Genomic DNA, 17713 nt, shown 5'->3' with positions numbered 1-17713 from the left:
CTTCCCTTACTTACCCGCTCCCCAATTTTAATTGGCTTAAAATCAAGCGATTGATTGGCCTTTTTCTGCTTTCTCGAGCAGCGCAATCATTTCCTTAATGCCATAAAGGGCCACAAAAGTTCCCCAACGCGGCCCCTGCTCTTGCCCCAACAAAATTTCATAAAGGGCTTTGAACCAAGCCCGCAAATCAGCAAAAGCATGGCGTTTGCCCACATCATAAAACTGGGTTTGGATCATTTCTGTCGGGGGGTTATCAGGCAGTTTCTGGAGTAATTGCCGGATATCGGCAATCGCCGCCTTCTCCATATCATTGGCCAACCGGAATTTGCGGGTGGGTTTCACCCGCGCCACATAATAGGCAATGGCATAACCAACCAGCCTATCTAACAACGGTGAATTAGCGGGGTTGGCACCCTTGGCATAGCGCGAGATAAAGCCCCATAACACTTGCTTATCCTCGGCATTACAAACACTAACCAAATTTAATAAAATGCTGAAATTCAGAATGGCCCCAAGCGCTGGCACCTTGCCATTATGGATATGCCATACGGGGTTTTCTAATTGCGTAGCCAACGGTTCTTTCGGGAATTTTTCCAAAAAATCCACATATTCATCAACCGCTTTGGGAATCACATCAAAATACAGCCTTTTGGCGGTGCGGGGTTTTTGATACATATAAAGCGATAGGCTTTCCGGCGGGGCATAAGCCAGCCATTCTTCCACACTTAAGCCGTTACCGCGTGATTTCGAAATTTTTTCGCCATTTTCGTCCAAGAATAATTCATAACTCAGGCAGACCGGGGGCGGTGCGCCCAACACTTCACAAATCTCCGTGGCCAATTTAACCGATGGGATCAAATCCTTGCCTGACATTTCATAATCCACCTGCAAAGCCATCCAGCGCATTGCCCAATCGGGCTTCCACTGCAATTTGCAGCGCCCGCCCGTGACGGGGGTTTCCACTTGTTTCCCATCTTCACCTTGGTAAACAATCGTCCCCGCTTTGATATCATGACGAATCACCGGCACTTGTAACACCCGCCCGGTTTTGGGGCAAAGCGGCAAAAACGGGCTATAGGTTTGCTGGCGTTCTTCCCGCAATGACGGCAACATAATTTCCATAATTTGTTCATATTTTGTAAGCACGGCCAGCAAAGCCTTATCGAATCTGCCGCTTTTATACCATTCGGTAGCGCTTTGAAATTCATATTCAAAGCCAAAGGAATCAAGGAAAGATCGTAACCTAGCGTTATTATGGTGCCCAAAGCTTTCATATTTACCGAAAGGGTCGGGTATCGATGTTAATGGTTTGCCCAAATGTTGGCTAACCATCTCCCGGTTGGGGATATTGGTTGGCACTTTGCGCAACCCGTCCATATCATCGGAAAACGCAAACAACCGGGTGGGGATATCACTTAATTGCTGAAAGGCTTGGCGCACCATAGTGGTTCGCACCACCTCACCGAATGTACCGATATGCGGCAAGCCGGACGGGCCATAACCGGTTTCAAATAAAACATAGCCTTTGCTGGGCTTTTTGCCAGCCAAGCGTTCCACAATGCGCCGCGCCTCTTCGAAGGGCCAGGCTTTTGCCGCTTGGGCAAACTCTTTCATTTGGGTTGTCATCTGTTTTTCCTAACTGATATCGATTGGGATAGCTTGCAATTTTTTCCTAGCCTAACAAAAATTTGCCCCAGGTCAATTGATAGATCAATGAAAAAGCAAGCGCACCCATAAAAAAATTTCATTGTTCGCCCTATAATTTAAGTGTTAAAAAGCCAATGATTCATTTATTTTCACAAGACATCCTAAAATTAATTTGAAATTCCCTTATAAAAAAACTTTACTTCATCAAATTGTCATGTTTGTTTAGTAGTACTAATAAGAAGTGGATTGTTGGCTAGACCATTTTTGCTTTCATAATGTCACCCGACAACGCTACTTAAAAACAATTATTTTAGGACAGGAACCGCCATGATAGGAATTCGTTTTATCCGCCTCATCGCCTTGATTGCTTCCATGTTATGTGTTGCCACCATGACAGCCAAGGCCCAAACTGAAATTCAGTTCTGGCATGCTATGGGCGGCGAACTCGGGGAAAAATTAACCGATTTTGCCAACCGCTTTAATGCCTCACAGAAAGAATATAAAATCGTCCCGGTTTATAAGGGAAACTATACGGAAACCATGACGGCCGCTATTGCCGCCTTCCGCGCCAAGCAACAACCCCACATCGTTCAGGTTTTTGAAGTGGGTACGGCCACCATGATGTCCGCGAAGGGCGCCATATACCCGGTTTATCAATTGATGGCTGATCAAAAAGAAGCGTTTGACCCGAAAGCTTATTTAGGGGCCGTGGTCGGTTATTATTCAGACAGCAAGGGTAATATCCTTTCTTTACCTTTCAACAGTTCCACCCCCGTCGTTTATTACAATAAGGATGCTTTCCGTAAAGCTGGCTTAAATCCCGATCAGTCCCCGGCCACATGGCCGGAACTCGAGGCTGCTGCCAAAAAATTACAGGCAGCGGGTTATCCTTGTGGGTTTACTTCAGGCTGGCCATCTTGGATACAATTGGAAAATTTCAGTGCTTTGCATGATATTCCGATTGCTACCAGGGCCAATGGTTTTGATGGATTGGATACCGTCTTACAATTGAACGGGGCCTTACAAGTTCGCCATATCGCCAAATTGGCGGAATGGCAAAAAAGCAAAATTTTTGATTATGGTGGTCGGCGTTCCGACAGCGGGCCAAAATTTTATAGTGGCGAATGTGCTATCTACATGAATTCATCTTCCGCTTATGCTGCCGTTAAGGCCAGTGTGAAGTTTGAGTTTGGTGTGGGCATGTTGCCTTATTGGCCTGACGCCATCCAAACCCCTAAAAACAGCATTATTGGTGGTGCCACTTTATGGGTACTAAACGGCTATCCGAAGAGCGATTATAAAGGTGTTGCCAAATTTTTTACCTATTTGTCATCACCAGAAATACAAACGGAATGGCATCAATTTAGCGGTTATCTCCCCATTACTACCAAAGCCTATGAATTAAGCCGCCAGCAAGGTTTTTATGATAAAAACCCAGGCACGGATGTTCCCATTAAACAGTTAACCCGTGGCACGCCGAATGCAAATTCGAAGGGTTTACGTTTAGGGAATTTCGCCCAGATCCGTGATGTTATTGAAGACGAAATTGAGGCAGTGTTGGCAGGCAAGAAAACGGCGAAAGCCGCTCTTGATGATGCCGTTCAACGTAGCAATGAATTGCTGCGCCAATTTGAACGCACCAATAAATAAATGCTAGATAAAACCAGGGTTGAAAAACAGCCCTGGTTTTTTTAGTGGGGAACGATCCATTTTTATTACCTTTTATTTATCCGTTGTATAATGTCTGAAAAACGCGTCACGTTTAGCAAGTCAGGAATTGCCTGGTTATTGGTTGCGCCCCAATTAATCATTACCCTGCTATTTTTTATTTGGCCAGCTAGCCAGGCTTTATATCAATCCTTATGGCAGGAAGATGCCTTCGGCATTAACCGCGAATTTGTAGGGTTTGATAATTTTCTGAAATTATTTGCCGACCCTTCTTATCAACATTCCTTTGTTGTCACTATTGTTTTTAGTGTGGCAGTTGCTGGCATTTCGATGGGTTTTGCCTTGCTCTTGGCCTGCAAAGCAGATAAATTAATGCGAGGCAACCAAACCTATAAAACCTTTTTACTATGGCCTTATGCTATTGCCCCCGCCGTTGCCGGGGCTTTGTGGTGGTTTATGTTCAATCCCACCATCGGCTTGTTAGCCTACGCTGCCAGAGGACTGGGATATGATTGGAACCATTTTTTGAATGGCGAAGATGCCCTGATTTTAGTTATTATAGCCTCTGCCTGGAAACAAATCAGCTATAATTTCTTGTTTTTCTTGGCGGGATTGCAGTCGATTCCCAAATCGTTAATTGAAGCGGCCGCCATTGATGGCGCCTCCAGCAACAAACGTTTTTGGACTATTATTTTTCCCTTATTGTCACCGACGACCTTTTTCCTGATCGTTGTCAATTGCGTCTATGCTTTTTTTGATACTTTTGCCGTCATCCATTCAACCACCCGTGGTGGCCCCTCCCAGGCCACGCAGACATTAATTTATAAAGTTTATAAAGATGGGGTGGAAGGGAATGATTGGAGCGGCGCTGGGGCGCAATCCGTTGTTTTAATGATTATTGTTTGCCTGTTAACCATTATCCAGTTTCGTTTTATTGAACGGCGGGTCCATTACTAATGGTTGAAAATCGCCCCCTCAGCAGATACATCGCGCATATTATCCTGATCCTAGGCGTGTTAATCATTTTCCTGCCTATTTGGCTGGCTTTTGTTGCATCCACTCATTCAGCAGACCGCTTGGTTAATGAGCAAATGCCTTTTTGGCTCGGCAGCCATTTGCTAGAAAATTACAGCACTGTCCTGGATGAAGGCATGAAAAAGGCTGGCGGCGTCCCGGTTCGTATCATGATGGTCAATAGTTTGATTATGGCCTTGGCGATTGCCATCGGCAAAATATTCATTTCCTTTTTATCTGCTTTTGCCATTGTTTACTTCCGTTTTCCTTTCCGCCGCACGATTTTTTGGATGATCTTTGTGACTTTAATGCTGCCGGTTGAGGTACGAATTCTGCCCACCTTTGAAATTGTAGCCAATTTGGGTATGTTAAATTCTTATGGGGGACTTATCATACCCCTGATTGCCTCAGCTACGGCTACCTTTTTGTTTCGTCAGTTTTTCATGACCGTACCAGATGAATTGCTAGAGGCGGCCCGTATGGATGGGGCGGGGCCCATGCGTTTTTTAAAAGACATCCTTCTGCCTTTGTCGCGCACATCCATCGCTGCCCTTTTTGTCATCCAATTCATCTATGGATGGAACCAATTTTTATGGCCATTATTGGTCACCACCGATCAGTCCTTATACACGATTGTCATGGGAATTCGCAGTATGATCACGGTGGGTGACAGTGAACCTGCCTGGCATTTGATCATGGCAACCTCAATACTCGCCATGTTACCGCCGGTTGTGGTGGTCATGGTCATGCAGCGACAATTTATTAAAGGCTTGGTTGAGACGGAAAAATAAGGAATTTGATAAAGAATGGCGCAATTAAAGTTAGAAAATGTTCGTAAAAATTACGGTTTGGTGCCAGCTATCCACCAAATTGATTTAGCAGTCAATCATGGGGAATTCTTAGTCATCGTTGGCCCATCCGGTTGCGGTAAATCCACCTTATTGCGGATGGTGGCAGGGTTAGAGACCATCAGCAGCGGCAATATTTATATTGATGGCCAAAAGGTCAATGATGTGGAACCGAAAGACCGCAAAATTGCCATGGTCTTTCAAAATTACGCGCTTTACCCGCATATGAGCGTTTATAATAATATGGCTTACGGCTTGAAAATCGCCCGCATGAGTCGGGCCGATATTGAAAAACGCGTCCATGAGGTTGCAGAAACCTTGGAAATAAAATCTTTACTAGACCGAAAACCCCGTCAGCTTTCTGGCGGCCAACGCCAACGGGTGGCCATGGGGCGGGCGATTGTCCGCAACCCGGCTTTGTTCTTATTTGACGAGCCACTATCGAATTTGGATGCTAAATTGCGGGTGCAAATGCGCATTGAAATTAAACAATTACAGCGACGTTTGGGGATTACTACCCTGTATGTTACCCATGACCAGGTGGAGGCCATGACTTTAGCCGATCGATTGCTGGTGATGCATGCAGGCGTTGCCGAGCAAATCGGCACCCCTATGGAAATCTATGAAAATCCGCAAAGCACTTTTGTAGCTGGTTTTATCGGATCACCACCGATGAATTTATTACATTGCACGATTAGCGCAGACAAAAAAAATGTTATGCTAGACCAGCGCGCGATTATGCCTTTGCCAATTTTATCAACGTCTGTTGCCGATAAAATTATCGTGGGAATTAGGCCGGAACATTTGGTTTTCGATCCTCAAGGTGTTTTGCAGTTAACGATCGATCTCGTTGAAACCTTAGGGGCAGATACCCTGGTTTATTCGCATCTTGGCAAACAGCGGATCGTGGCGCGGCTGCCCGGGCATCATCAGGTCAGTTTAGGCGATAAGCTTAGTTTTCACATTCCCAGCGATCGAGTGACTTTTTTTGCAGCCGATACGGGCAAAAAAATAGCCAATTAGGTTGTGGCTTCAGACGGTCAACTCAGACAGTTGCTTTCCTGAGATTAGATCCAAACTCCTAGCAAAAAATTGGCGATTGGCAGCCCCAAGCCTTGCCTAAATTGTAGATGATATGCGCAGGATTTCACCTATAACCCTTTAATTCCATTTGAATCTCGGGCAAAGATTTCTCCCCAAGGCTCATTAACAACCCATTCAGTATTTCCATGGTTTCCAAGTCAATTTTCCCATCAACCTGGCGGGGGCGGAAATGCCTTTGAAAGGCCATGACCACCACGGATAAATCTTCAGCACTTGCTGATTTTATTTCATACCCCACCCGCTGCAACCCCTCACCCACTAAGGAAGGATAGAAAGCATTTGCTTTCGGTGACAGGGAAAATACTTGCGGTTGTGGCCATACGCCAATCCCCTGCTTCGCCAGCCATTGCCAATCAAATAACTCACCTGGGTCAATTTTCCGGGTTGGGGCAATATCAGAATGCCCCACTATCCGCCGGGCCGGAATGGGATAATGTTGCTGCAGATGGCGAATGACTAGTACTAAGGATTGCATCTGTGCTAATGGAAATGGCCGATAGCCATGTTCATGGCCGGGATTGACCAATTCAATGCCGATTGAACAATCATTCAAATTCGATTGTCCCATCCAATAACTGACACCAGCATGCCAAGCCCTTTTCTCCTCCGCCACCAATTGGTATATATCGCCATTTTCTTCAATCAAATAATGGGCACTCACTTTTGAAGACGGATCACATAAACGCTGAAGCGCGGATTTACCCGTGATCATACCCGTATAATGGATAACCACCATGTCAACGGATTGGTTAACTGGCCGGTTATTATAATTAGGAGACGGATAAGAGATATATGCAGGAAGAGACATCCTTAAACCTCCTAATCTGTTCATCTATAGCTATATTGTCGTATTTTCCGATCAGGAAGCGCTAACTGGCCCTTGTAAGGTTTTTTCAATGGCACCGGTTAATGTAACAAATTCTTGTGCCCGCAACGAACAACTAAAGCCGAACATGGTGATGATGGGAAAGGTAGCAACTTTTAACAAACAGCCTCCCTCTTGCGGTATCATTTGGAAATAACGCGGGGCAGATAAGGAATAACCCGCGACTTTACCCGCAGTTCGGGCAAAAGAATTGGCCATATTCAGTAAAGCTGAATTCGCATTTATACGTTTGGCTAGGGTGGTATCTGGACCATCGGTTAAGGCAGAAAATCTAACCCCATTAAACGATATCTCGCCCTGAAGCGGTATGGGAATAAGGGTGGAGTAATAAAGAATCCCGCCATAAGCACCCCCTTCGGGTATTTTAGAAATAGGAATTTCAACCTGGATGACCCGCGGTTCTTTGATGGTTGCCACAACGGTAAATAATTTTTTATGTTTGGAACCGCGGAAAAATTCGTCCGTTATACCGCGCAACATATAGGCAAAAAATTTCTTTTCTGGATTGGCCTCCAGCGTGTCGGCCTCAACCGCCTGCGAGATGGCCAATTCCTTTTGTAATTTTTTGGCATAAGCCCGGCTGATCAGCGTAGAGCTTTCAACAAAGAATTTTGAATTCATCAACATATTTGTTTCCTTAGCAATTTTATTATTTTATTTGTTAAGTTGTAAGGTATAATAGCATAAAGCTATATTAAAACAATAGAACTTGACCATGCTTCTTCACCACCCTACATTAATATACCAGATAGTCGGGCAGCCGCTGTTGACCGTTATAGGTTGATGGAGGAAAGTCCGGGCTCTACGAGTGAGTGATGCCGGGTAACGCCCGGCGGGGGTAACCCTAGGGAAAGTGCCACAGAAAATATACCACCGGCTTGCCGGTAAGGGTGAAAAGGTGCGGTAAGAGCGCACCGCATAGCCAGTAATGGGTATGGCAGGGAAAACCCCATCAGGAGCAAGACCAAGTAGGGGCAACAAACCGTAAGGTTGGGTGTTTACTCGCACCGTTGCCCGGGTAGGTCGCGTGAGGTAAATGGTAACATTTATCCCAGATGAATGGCTGCCCTGCGATATTGCGCAGACAGAACCCGGCTTATAGACTATCTGGTTCATTGATAATACCTTGTCGATCCGTCAAATGCTAAAAGCAAGTAGCCTTGGTACGACTATAACAATGACCATTTCCTAAAGTAGTAATAGCTTCCTTATTCCTGATTTTGGTTACTAAAATTCCTGGCCAACCCACTGGCTGTTGCAACTTAACCACAGCTATTTTTTTATTTTAGAACAAACAAAATACATATAATAAATTTATATAGAACATTATGAGACTTATCATAAAACTATCTCTGAGAATCCCTGCCTTTCATTAAGATATTGATTTTTATGGCTTATTCCCATACATTGCCAAATATTCCCATTGACTCCCATAATATCCCATGATATCCCAAAATAAGACAATACATTTATTTTAAAATTTGTTTTGCTCCTTAAATTATTTTTGCTGTTTTGAACCTGTTTGCGACAAAGGTTATGGTGCAATGGCACTCTTTCTCGATACATTCATCAACAAAATCGATAAAAAAGGCCGCATTTCTATTCCTGCGCCTTATCGTAGTGCCTTGGCCATGATGAGCTTTCAGGGAATTGTCGCGTTACCATCCTTTAAACATCAGGCAATTATTTGTGCAGGTATTGACTGGATGGAAAAACTCAGCCAGCAAGTTGGGCGGGTGGATTTGTTTTCTGATGCTCATGACGATTTAACCGCCACCCTTTTTGCTGATTCTAAACAATTGGCTTTCGATAGTGAAGGACGGGTAATTTTGCCCGAATCTTTATTATCCCATGCCAATATTGAAGAGAATGCCGCTTTTGTGGGTCGTGGCCAAGTTTTTGAAATATGGCAACCAGCAGCGCTTGAAAGCTATAAGACAGAAGCTCGCCGCCGGGCACTCGAAAAGGGTCGCACCTTAACCCCCAATCCGGGTCATGAATAATATGCACGCTGATTTCACCCACCATCCTGTTCTTTTAGAAGAAGTCGTGGAAGGTTTAAATTTACATGACGGAGGGGTGTATGTAGATACAACCTTTGGTAATGGCGGCTATAGTGCGGCTTTTCTATCCCGGGTTAACTGTAAGGTAGTGGGAATTGACCGTGATCCCCAAGTTATTAGCAGGGCACAAGAATTAAGCCAACAATATCCGGGGCGATTTGAATTTGTCCAAGGTCTGTTCAGCCAAATGGATCAATTGCTTTTGGCCTGCAACATTCGGAAAGTTGACGGAATTGCCTTAGATTTAGGGGTATCCTCACGGCAATTGGACGATCCGAAGCGTGGATTTTCCTTCCGCTTGGACGGACCCTTGGATATGCGCATGAGCATGAATGGGATATCGGCCGCAGACATCATCAATAACTGGAGCGAAAAGCAATTGTCTGACCTGTTTTTTGAATTAGGTGAGGAGCCCAGCGCACGACGTATTGCCCGCGCAATTGTTTATTCCCGTAGCAATAACCCTATCTTGCGGACGATCCAATTAGCAAAAATCGCTCAAGAGGTTAGCAACACGGTTGCCACCAAAAAAATTGATCCCGCAACCCGCACTTTTCAAGCCTTACGGATTGCTACCAATAATGAATTGGCCGAATTAGAAATGGGCCTAGAGGCTGCAGAACGTTTGCTCAAAGAAGGAGGCAGGCTAGCGGTTGTGTCGTTCCATTCCTTAGAAGATCGCCGGGTGAAAAATTTTTTGCGTTCCCGCAGCGCGCCTCCAAGCAACCAATCAAGATATTTACCAGTGACTAATGAAGTAGCATCCCCATCAACTTTTCGCCTGGTTAGGCGGGATGCTGTCACCCCTTCCCTTGAGGAAATGAATTTCAACAGACGGGCCCGTTCGGCAAAATTACGCCTTGCTGAACGAACCAACGTAGCATCAATAACGGAGGAATAACCCATGATCCGATTAAGTAATGTATTATGGTCAGCTTTAATTGTTGGGGCAGGAATATTTTTGTTCCACATTAAATATGAAGTGATACAGCAAGAGGCTTATTTAGAACAAACGAAACGGCAAATTATTCAAGACCGTCAAAACATCCATTTGTTGAAAGCAGAATGGGTCCACCTGACTGAACCTGCTCGCCTCAGCCGTCTATCCGAACAATATTTAAAGCTTGCACCGATAGTACCCACACAATTGGGCAGTATCAGAAATTTAGACACCATTTTAAGCCAGACGTTGGCGTCTTTGAATTCAACGCCAGTTTCCTCAGGCTTAGCAAATAACCGGAATAATTTAAGCAATAGCGGCAATTTATCAAATTTTGTTACTGTTGCCACCCAAAATCCTTACATGCAGGCTATATCACTGCAGCAATCCCCTCCAAGAACAAGGTAATGACATTGTAGACAAATGGAAAAATTTGCTAAAGATGCACCCCCCCTAAAATGGCAAATGGAACGTTCATGGAAGTTCAGCAAACTAGCTGACCCAAGGTATCAACCGTATCATCCTTCCGAAAGCCAGAATCTAACACAATCTAATTTGGACAGGGCACAAAATCGGCTGGTTATCGCTGGTTCATTTTTAATTTTGGGGTTAATGGCAATTTTTCTGCGGTTAATTGATGTCAGCTTATGGAACAGCTCAACCTCTCCCAGAACGACCCAATCTTTCATAAATACCAATTTGGCCATTGTCAAAAGAGCTGATATTGTTGATCGCAATGGGGTGATCTTGGCAACCAGTTTGCCGACTTACTCCCTGTATGCCAACCCTCGAGAAATGTTAGACAGGGCGGAAGCTGCCGCTAAATTGGTAAAAGTTTTTCCTGATCTCAATTATGATCAATTACTCAATCGTTTTGTCAGTGACCGTAGTTTTGTATGGGTTAAACGGAATTTGTCCCCTGCCCAAAGTCAAGTCATCTGGAGATTGGGAATTCCTGGACTGCAATTTGTTCAAGAGGAACGACGGGGATATCCTTTAGGATCTTTAGTTGCCCATGTGGTTGGTTTTACCGACGTTGACAATAAAGGTTTAAGTGGCATTGAGCGGTCTTTCGATAGCCAGCTAACGGAAACCGGTGAGCCTTTAAGGTTATCAATTGATATCCGCATTCAACATATTGTAAAGCAAGAATTATCAACTGCCATTAAAGATTTTTCGGCTATTGGCGGAATGGGACTAGTTTTAGATGTTCGCACCGGTGAAGTATTGGCCATGGTTTCTTTACCGGATTTTGACCCAAATAACCCAAGTGCCGCTTCTCCAGAAGAATTATTCAACCGTAACACTTTGGGCGTTTATGAAATGGGTTCCACGTTCAAAATTTTTAATACCGCCTTGGCGTTAGATAGTGGGTTGGTCAAAATCACCGACCAATTTGACCCCCGAATTCCTATTAAAGTTGGTGGCTTTGTTATTCATGATTATGAGCGGGTTAACCGTATGTTAACAGTGCCTGAAATCATGATGCTTTCCTCTAACATTGCATCAGCTCGGATGGCCATGGTTATCGGCAGCAAAAAGCAGCAGGAATTTTTTGAAAAAATTGGCCTATTAGATTCGGTATCTTTGGAATTACCTGAACTTGCTCACCCCCTTTACCCAAAGGTTTGGCGGGACATTAGCGCCATGACCATTGCTTACGGCCATGGTATTGCGGTAACTCCCTTGCACTTGGCCGTCGGCGTCAGTGCTATTGTGAATGATGGTAAGTTTCATCCGGCAACCCTTGTGGCCCGTTCCCCTCACGATGTTGTTGCCAATAGGGAAGTCATTAAAATACAAACCTCTCAACAGCTTAGGCAAATCATGCGGTTAGTGGTAGAATCAGGAACTGGCAAAAAAGCAGATTTAGGGGGATATTTTGTGGGGGGCAAAACAGGGACTGCCGAAAAACAAATCGCTGGCGCTTACAAAAAAGATTCCCGTTTAGCCTCTTTTATTAGTATTTTTCCTGTTTATGAACCGCGATATTTACTTTTAGTGATGGTTGATGAACCCAAACCCAACGCAACATCACATGGATTTGCAACGGGTGGTTGGGTCGCTGCACCGGTTTCGGGCAGGATTATTAAGCGCTTAGCACCCCTGCTTGATGTTTTGCCGGTTAGTGATATGCCAGCTGTTTTCGTTCAAAACAATATATTTATTAAAACTAGTTTGGCAGGAGAATGATGAGAAATGCGGCTCGATTCCCTTCTTGCATCCGTTCTTCCCTACCGTGATAATCAATGGCCTGATATAGAAGTTTTAGGCATCACTGCTGACTCCCGTCATGTAAAATCAGGGTATTTATTTGTGGCGTTGGATGGCACTCAACACAATGGCATCCAATATGTCCAAGAAGCCCAACGGCGAGGAGCCATTGCAGTCATCACCAATATGTCTGCCGCCCTACAGATACCGGTTATTGTTGTTGAACAACCTCGCCTGTTATTATCGCAATTGGCTGCAAAATTCTATTCACCCCAACCCTCCTTAATTGTTGCGGTAACAGGAACAAACGGCAAAACCTCGACGGTTGATTTTACAAGGCAAATATGGACAGCACTTGGCTTGCGGGCAGCAAGCATCGGCACCTTAGGGATTATAAGCCCCTCATACCAAAAAACCGGATCCCATACTACCCCGCCTGCCGAAGAGCTTCATTGCCATCTCATGAGACTGGCCCAGGAAAAAATTCAAGCAGTTGCCTTGGAAGCCTCAAGCCACGGTCTTGATCAACTTCGCCTCGATCACATTGAACTGGCGGCGGGTGGGTTTACCAACTTGACCATTGACCATTTGGATTACCACCAATCCATGGAGAATTACCGGCAAGCGAAATTTCGCCTATTTACCCATTTATTACCGCCCGGCAGCCTGGCGGTCATCAATGCTGATGTCCCGGAATACCTAGCCCTTCAGGAAATTTGCACCCAACGCCATCTAAAACTAGTTGATTATGGTCGTAAAGCTAGGTACTTGAAAATCACCGATATCCGCCAAACAAATAATGGTCAACTGGTTACCCTTGATATCCAAGGCCAGGATAAGCAAAAGTTTTTGACATCTATCGCAGGTGAATTTCAAATCTACAATATCTTATGTGCGGTTGGCATGGTCTTGGCAAAATATCCCCATCTTCATAAAATCTTGGAATGTATATCAACCCTAAAACCAGTTCATGGGCGACTCGAATCTGTAGGTACAAATCAATATAATGCCCCGGTCTTTGTTGATTATGCCCATACGCCTGACGCCCTGAAGCGTGTCCTAGAAACATTGCGGCCGCTCACTAAAAGAAGACTTGTGGTCTTATTTGGCTGCGGTGGGGATCGTGACAGGACAAAACGGCCGATTATGGGCAAAATTGCCCATGAGCTAGCAGACAGCGTGATCGTCACCGATGACAATCCCCGCACAGAAAACGCCGTTGAGATTCGCAGGCAAATTATCACTGCTTGCCCGCAAGCCCTTGAAATTCCAGATCGGGCGCAAGCTATCCAACAGGCCATTCAGCATCTGCAAGCTGGCGATGTCTTATTGATTGCTGGCAAGGGCCATGAAACAGGTCAAATTGTTGGAAAAGAAATCCTGCCTTTTGACGATTGTGAAGTGGCTAGACACTATTTAAACCCGCAAGCCCCATAAAAACATCATGCAAAAAAAACTTTGGTCAGGAAAAGATATAGCAAAGGCAACGAATGGGCAATCGCTTACCACCGACTGGTCGGTAACCGGTTTATCAATTGATAGCCGTACCCTTAAACCCGGCGAACTTTTTATTGCTTTACAGGGTCTCGTGCAAGATGGGCATCAATTTATTCCCCAGGCCATCGCCGCCGGTGCGGGCGCCATCTTAAGTCAGCAATCGATTGACAATCCTGCTGTGCCCGTGATGTATGTAGCCGACACCTTACAAGCTTTAATCAAACTTGGAGATGCAGCCCGCAATCGCTCACAAGCAACTGTGGTCGGCGTTACCGGAAGTGTTGGCAAAACCAGCACCAAGGAAATGTTGCGGCTAGTGTTATCAGAAAATGGCCAAACCCATGTCAGTCAGGCCAGTTATAACAACCATTGGGGAGTGCCTTTTAGTTTAGCGCAATTGCCCCCGGCCGCAAAATTTGCGGTTTTTGAAATGGGGATGAACCACGCGGGGAAATTGATCAATTAACGAAACAGGTTCGCCCCGATATTGCCCTTATTACCACAATTGCTGAGGCTCATTTAGCTTTTTTTGCCAATATCTCAGCCATTGCCGATGCTAAGGCGGAAATTTTTCAGGGGATGAAACAGGGCCGGTCAATCGCCATCCTGCCTTATGATAACTCGGAGTATAAGCGTCTTTTTCTCCATGCCCAAAAAAACTCTATCAAACATGTCATCAGCTTTGGCCAAAAAACCGGCGCTGATATACGGTTAAAAAAAATTCAATACCTACCCTCCGCCCTAGAAATTGATATGGATTATTTTGGGCGACCTGTTTCTTATATTTTACCGGTAACTGGCGATCATTGGGCAGTGAACAGTTTAGCTGTTTTTGGGACAGCAGCAGCTTTAGGAATCACGGATCAAAAAATAATCCAAGGATTACAAAAATTTATCCCCCCGACGGGACGCGGCCAAAAATTGCATATTACGCTGGCAATCAATAAAAGAATCATTCTTATTGATGATAGTTATAATGCCAATCCGGCTTCTATGAAGGCGGCATTTAATGTTTTACAGCATTCATATACCCAAACCCCTGGTCGCCGGATTGCCGTTTTGGGGGACATGTTGGAACTGGGGGATCAATCTGCCATGCTGCATGCGGCGCTTCATCAAAGCATTCTGAGCAATAAAATTGGCCTTGTGTTCACTTGTGGGTCCTGGATGGAAAACTTACATCAGGCTTTGCCCAAAGAAATACGGGCACAACATTATGAAAACAGTACGCTTCTTGCCGATCATTTATTATCTTATATAGAAGATGGCGATGTCATCCTCATCAAAGGTTCCCTTGGCAGTCGTATGAAAATAATTGTGAATAAGCTTATTGAATCCGGGAAAAACTACCATGCTGTATAATTTGTTAAGTCCTTTGGCGCAAGACTCCATTGTTTTTAACGTTTTCCGTTATATTACTTTTCGTAGCTTTGGAGCCATTCTCACGGCCTTATGTATTAGCTTTATTTTAGGCCCCCGCATTATCCGCTGGTTGAAATCTAAACAAAAAGAAGGCCAACCCATTCGAACAGATGGACCTGCCAGCCATTTATTGACGAAAAAAGGTACGCCTACCATGGGGGGAGTATTGATTTTACTATCTCTGATCGTTAGTACCCTCTTATGGGCTGATCTCACCAATGGTTTTGTGTGGGTGGTTTTATTTGTAGCCCTGGCCTTTGGCGGGATTGGTTTTGTTGATGATTTCCTTAAACTGACCAAACGCAACAGCAAAGGCTTACGCAGCCGTTATAAATTTTTAGGCCAATTAATAGTTGCAGCCATTGCCTCACTTGCTATCTGGTGGCTTTCCCCTGAAAATATTGGCGGGCAATTTGCGTTGCCTTTTTTTAGGGATTTTGCTTTTAATTTAGGGCTTTTTATTATACCGATGTCCGTTTTTGTGATGGTCGGCGCCTCCAATGCCGTTAATTTAACAGATGGTCTGGACGGGTTGGCCATTGTCCCCACCATGCTAGCGGCTGGGTGTTTTGCCTTGATCGCTTATTTGGTCGGTCGAGTCGATTTTTCCACCTATTTACAAATACCTTATGTCCCTGGTAGCGGGGAACTAGCAATCATTGGGGGGGCTTTGGTAGGTGCCAGTTTAGGTTTTTTATGGTTTAATGCTCCGCCTGCCATGGTTTTTATGGGCGATACCGGCTCGTTATCGATGGGTGGTGTCTTGGGGACAATTAGCGTCATCACCAAACATGAAATTGTATTAGCCATCGTTGGCGGTCTTTTCGTGATCGAAACCGTATCAGTGATTATGCAAGTGCTATCCTTTAAATTAACCGGGAAAAGAATCTTTCGAATGGCACCCCTGCACCACCATTTCGAAAAGAAGGGATGGGCAGAGGCGACCATTGTCATCCGTTTTTGGATTATCGCCTCCATTTTGGCCTTGATCGGTTTATCAACCCTTAAATTGAGGTAATGATGATCGGGGTCACCTGTTTTACCAATCAAACTATCGGCGTTTTAGGCCTCGCAAGATCAGGGCTTAGCACCGTGCGCGCCCTGCTGCAGGGTAGCGCAAAAGTTTGGGCATGGGATGATTCCCTTGCAAAACGCCAGCAGCTTGACTCATTTTCCTTAACACCCGTAGATTTGTTATTGGTTGATCCCAAACAAATGGCAGCTTTGGTTATCAGTCCTGGTATCCCAACCGGCTTACCGATCATTCACCCGGTTGCGGCCGCTATGAAAAAAGCTAATATCCCCATCTTTTGTGATATCGAACTGTTGCTGCGGATGCAACCAACAACTAAACGTATCGGCATTACGGGTACAAACGGCAAGTCAACCACCACGCATTTGATCGGGCATATTTTAAAAAATGCTGGAATATCTGCAGAAGTTGGTGGAAATATTGGCACCCCCGTTCTTGACCTGAAACCTATGAATGACAAAGGCGTTTATGTTTTAGAATTGTCGTCGTTCCAACTAGAATTAATGCAAACCTTCTCTTTTGATGTGGCAGTATTGTTAAATATTACCCCCGATCACTTAGACCGCCACGGCACAATGAACGATTACGTCAGAATTAAACAACATATTTTCTTGCGGCAACAGGCTTCGCAAACAGCAATCATTGGGGTGGATGACGCTTACGGGCGCGATCAAATTTATCCCTCATTGAAAAAACAAGGTCAACAGCAAGTAATCCCTATTTCAGGCGTCGAGGCAATCAAGGGGGGAGTATATGTTAAAAATGGCTGCCTTATTGACGATATTTCAGGAAGCACCCATCCTATTTTCGATATGGCGCAGGCCCCGGCTTTACCCGGATCACACAATGCCCAGAATGCAGCCGCAGCCTATGCTGCCTGCCGGGCGGTTGGCTTGGATAAAAAACAAATTGTTCATGGTTTTAAAAACTATCCGGGTTTGGCCCACCGTCAAGAATTAATCAGCACTATCCGCAATATCCGCTTTATCAATGATAGCAAAGCTACCAATGCGGATGCTGCGGGCAAGGCTTTGGCTTGCTATCAACATATTTATTGGATTATCGGGGGCAAGGCGAAAGAAGGCGGTTTACAAGGACTGGAATCTTTATTAAACCGGGTACGACAAGCGTTTATAATTGGCGAAGCTCAAGATAATTTTGCCAACTATTTGAAGCAACATCACATTCCCTACAGCCAGTGCGGCACCCTTGAGGTTGCTATCCACCAAGCTGCCGATATGGCCTGGCAAGAGCAAAAAAAAGATGGGGTAGTTTTGCTTTCCCCTGCTTGCGCGTCTTTTGACCAATTTCGTGATTTTGAACATCGCGGCGACACTTTTAAACAAATTGTTCGTAAATTATCCCAGAAGGAATGAT

Annotated in this window: 16 protein-coding genes and 1 other RNA gene; 14 read left to right on the top strand and 3 right to left on the bottom strand. The window is 44.9% G+C overall.

What is annotated here, in order from left to right; all coding sequences use genetic code 11:
- Positions 1 to 42 precede the first annotated feature (42 nt).
- The gene (locus IPP67_05875) at positions 43 to 1626 is read right to left on the bottom strand and encodes a lysine--tRNA ligase (GenBank protein ID MBL0338695.1); all 1584 of its coding nucleotides are present in this window, start codon (positions 1624 to 1626) and stop codon (positions 43 to 45) included.
- A gap of 348 nt (positions 1627 to 1974) precedes the next feature.
- Between IPP67_05875 and ugpB the strand changes: the two genes are divergently transcribed.
- The 4 genes from ugpB (at position 1975) to IPP67_05855 (ending at position 6200) form a co-directional block, all read left to right on the top strand.
- Positions 1975 to 3297: a sn-glycerol-3-phosphate ABC transporter substrate-binding protein UgpB gene (gene ugpB, locus IPP67_05870; protein MBL0338694.1), complete on the top strand. Its 1323-nt coding sequence runs from the start codon at positions 1975 to 1977 to the stop codon at positions 3295 to 3297.
- Positions 3298 to 3387: 90 nt separating this feature from the next.
- Positions 3388 to 4272: a sn-glycerol-3-phosphate ABC transporter permease UgpA gene (ugpA, locus tag IPP67_05865; protein MBL0338693.1), complete on the top strand. Its 885-nt coding sequence runs from the start codon at positions 3388 to 3390 to the stop codon at positions 4270 to 4272.
- The gene (ugpE, locus tag IPP67_05860) at positions 4272 to 5120 is read left to right on the top strand and encodes a sn-glycerol-3-phosphate ABC transporter permease UgpE (protein MBL0338692.1); all 849 of its coding nucleotides are present in this window, start codon (positions 4272 to 4274) and stop codon (positions 5118 to 5120) included. The genes ugpA and ugpE overlap by 1 nt, the downstream gene beginning before the upstream one ends.
- A 15-nt stretch (positions 5121 to 5135) precedes the next feature.
- On the top strand, positions 5136 to 6200 hold the full coding sequence (locus IPP67_05855) for a sn-glycerol-3-phosphate import ATP-binding protein UgpC (protein ID MBL0338691.1): 1065 nt from the start codon (positions 5136 to 5138) through the stop codon (positions 6198 to 6200).
- Positions 6201 to 6324: 124 nt separating this feature from the next.
- Here IPP67_05855 and IPP67_05850 read toward each other — a convergent pair whose 3' ends face one another.
- Positions 6325 to 7017, bottom strand: a complete 693-nt coding sequence (locus tag IPP67_05850) for an N-acetylmuramoyl-L-alanine amidase (protein MBL0338690.1) — start codon at positions 7015 to 7017, stop codon at positions 6325 to 6327.
- 123 nt (positions 7018 to 7140) lie between these two features.
- Positions 7141 to 7794, bottom strand: coding sequence for a hypothetical protein (locus IPP67_05845; GenBank protein MBL0338689.1), 654 nt, complete (start codon positions 7792 to 7794; stop codon positions 7141 to 7143).
- A gap of 117 nt (positions 7795 to 7911) precedes the next feature.
- On the opposite strand from IPP67_05845, the gene rnpB reads away from it, so the two are divergent.
- The 10 genes from rnpB (at position 7912) to IPP67_05795 (ending at position 17712) form a co-directional block, all read left to right on the top strand.
- An RNA gene (gene rnpB / locus IPP67_05840) (RNase P RNA component class A) lies at positions 7912 to 8282 on the top strand.
- Between the two features lie 429 nt (positions 8283 to 8711).
- The gene (locus tag IPP67_05835) at positions 8712 to 9170 is read left to right on the top strand and encodes a division/cell wall cluster transcriptional repressor MraZ (protein MBL0338688.1); all 459 of its coding nucleotides are present in this window, start codon (positions 8712 to 8714) and stop codon (positions 9168 to 9170) included.
- A gap of 1 nt (position 9171) precedes the next feature.
- Positions 9172 to 10131: a 16S rRNA (cytosine(1402)-N(4))-methyltransferase RsmH gene (gene rsmH, locus IPP67_05830; GenBank protein MBL0338687.1), complete on the top strand. Its 960-nt coding sequence runs from the start codon at positions 9172 to 9174 to the stop codon at positions 10129 to 10131.
- A 3-nt stretch (positions 10132 to 10134) separates the two neighbouring features.
- Entirely contained in the window at positions 10135 to 10578 is a 444-nt protein-coding gene (locus IPP67_05825; GenBank protein MBL0338686.1) for a hypothetical protein, read from the top strand.
- A 57-nt stretch (positions 10579 to 10635) separates the two neighbouring features.
- Complete coding sequence (locus IPP67_05820) at positions 10636 to 12363, top strand: penicillin-binding protein 2 (protein ID MBL0338685.1); 1728 nt, start codon at positions 10636 to 10638, stop codon at positions 12361 to 12363.
- A 6-nt stretch (positions 12364 to 12369) separates the two neighbouring features.
- Positions 12370 to 13821 carry a UDP-N-acetylmuramoyl-L-alanyl-D-glutamate--2,6-diaminopimelate ligase gene (locus IPP67_05815; GenBank protein MBL0338684.1) on the top strand — a complete coding sequence of 484 codons (1452 nt, stop codon included), beginning with the start codon at positions 12370 to 12372 and terminating at the stop codon, positions 13819 to 13821.
- Between the two features lie 7 nt (positions 13822 to 13828).
- The gene (locus IPP67_05810) at positions 13829 to 14347 is read left to right on the top strand and encodes a hypothetical protein (GenBank protein ID MBL0338683.1); all 519 of its coding nucleotides are present in this window, start codon (positions 13829 to 13831) and stop codon (positions 14345 to 14347) included.
- Between the two features lie 113 nt (positions 14348 to 14460).
- On the top strand, positions 14461 to 15243 hold the full coding sequence (locus IPP67_05805) for a hypothetical protein (GenBank protein ID MBL0338682.1): 783 nt from the start codon (positions 14461 to 14463) through the stop codon (positions 15241 to 15243).
- Positions 15233 to 16321: a phospho-N-acetylmuramoyl-pentapeptide-transferase gene (locus IPP67_05800; GenBank protein ID MBL0338681.1), complete on the top strand. Its 1089-nt coding sequence runs from the start codon at positions 15233 to 15235 to the stop codon at positions 16319 to 16321. Before IPP67_05805 ends, IPP67_05800 begins: the two co-directional genes overlap by 11 nt.
- Positions 16322 to 16323: 2 nt before the next feature.
- The gene (locus IPP67_05795; protein MBL0338680.1) at positions 16324 to 17712 is read left to right on the top strand and encodes a UDP-N-acetylmuramoyl-L-alanine--D-glutamate ligase; all 1389 of its coding nucleotides are present in this window, start codon (positions 16324 to 16326) and stop codon (positions 17710 to 17712) included.
- The last annotated feature ends 1 nt before the right edge of the window (position 17713 follow it).

Source organism: Rhodospirillaceae bacterium (assembly GCA_016722635.1).
Lineage (GTDB): Bacteria > Pseudomonadota > Alphaproteobacteria > JAEUKQ01 > JAEUKQ01 > JAEUKQ01.
This window is presented reverse-complemented; position numbering and strand designations above follow the sequence as displayed.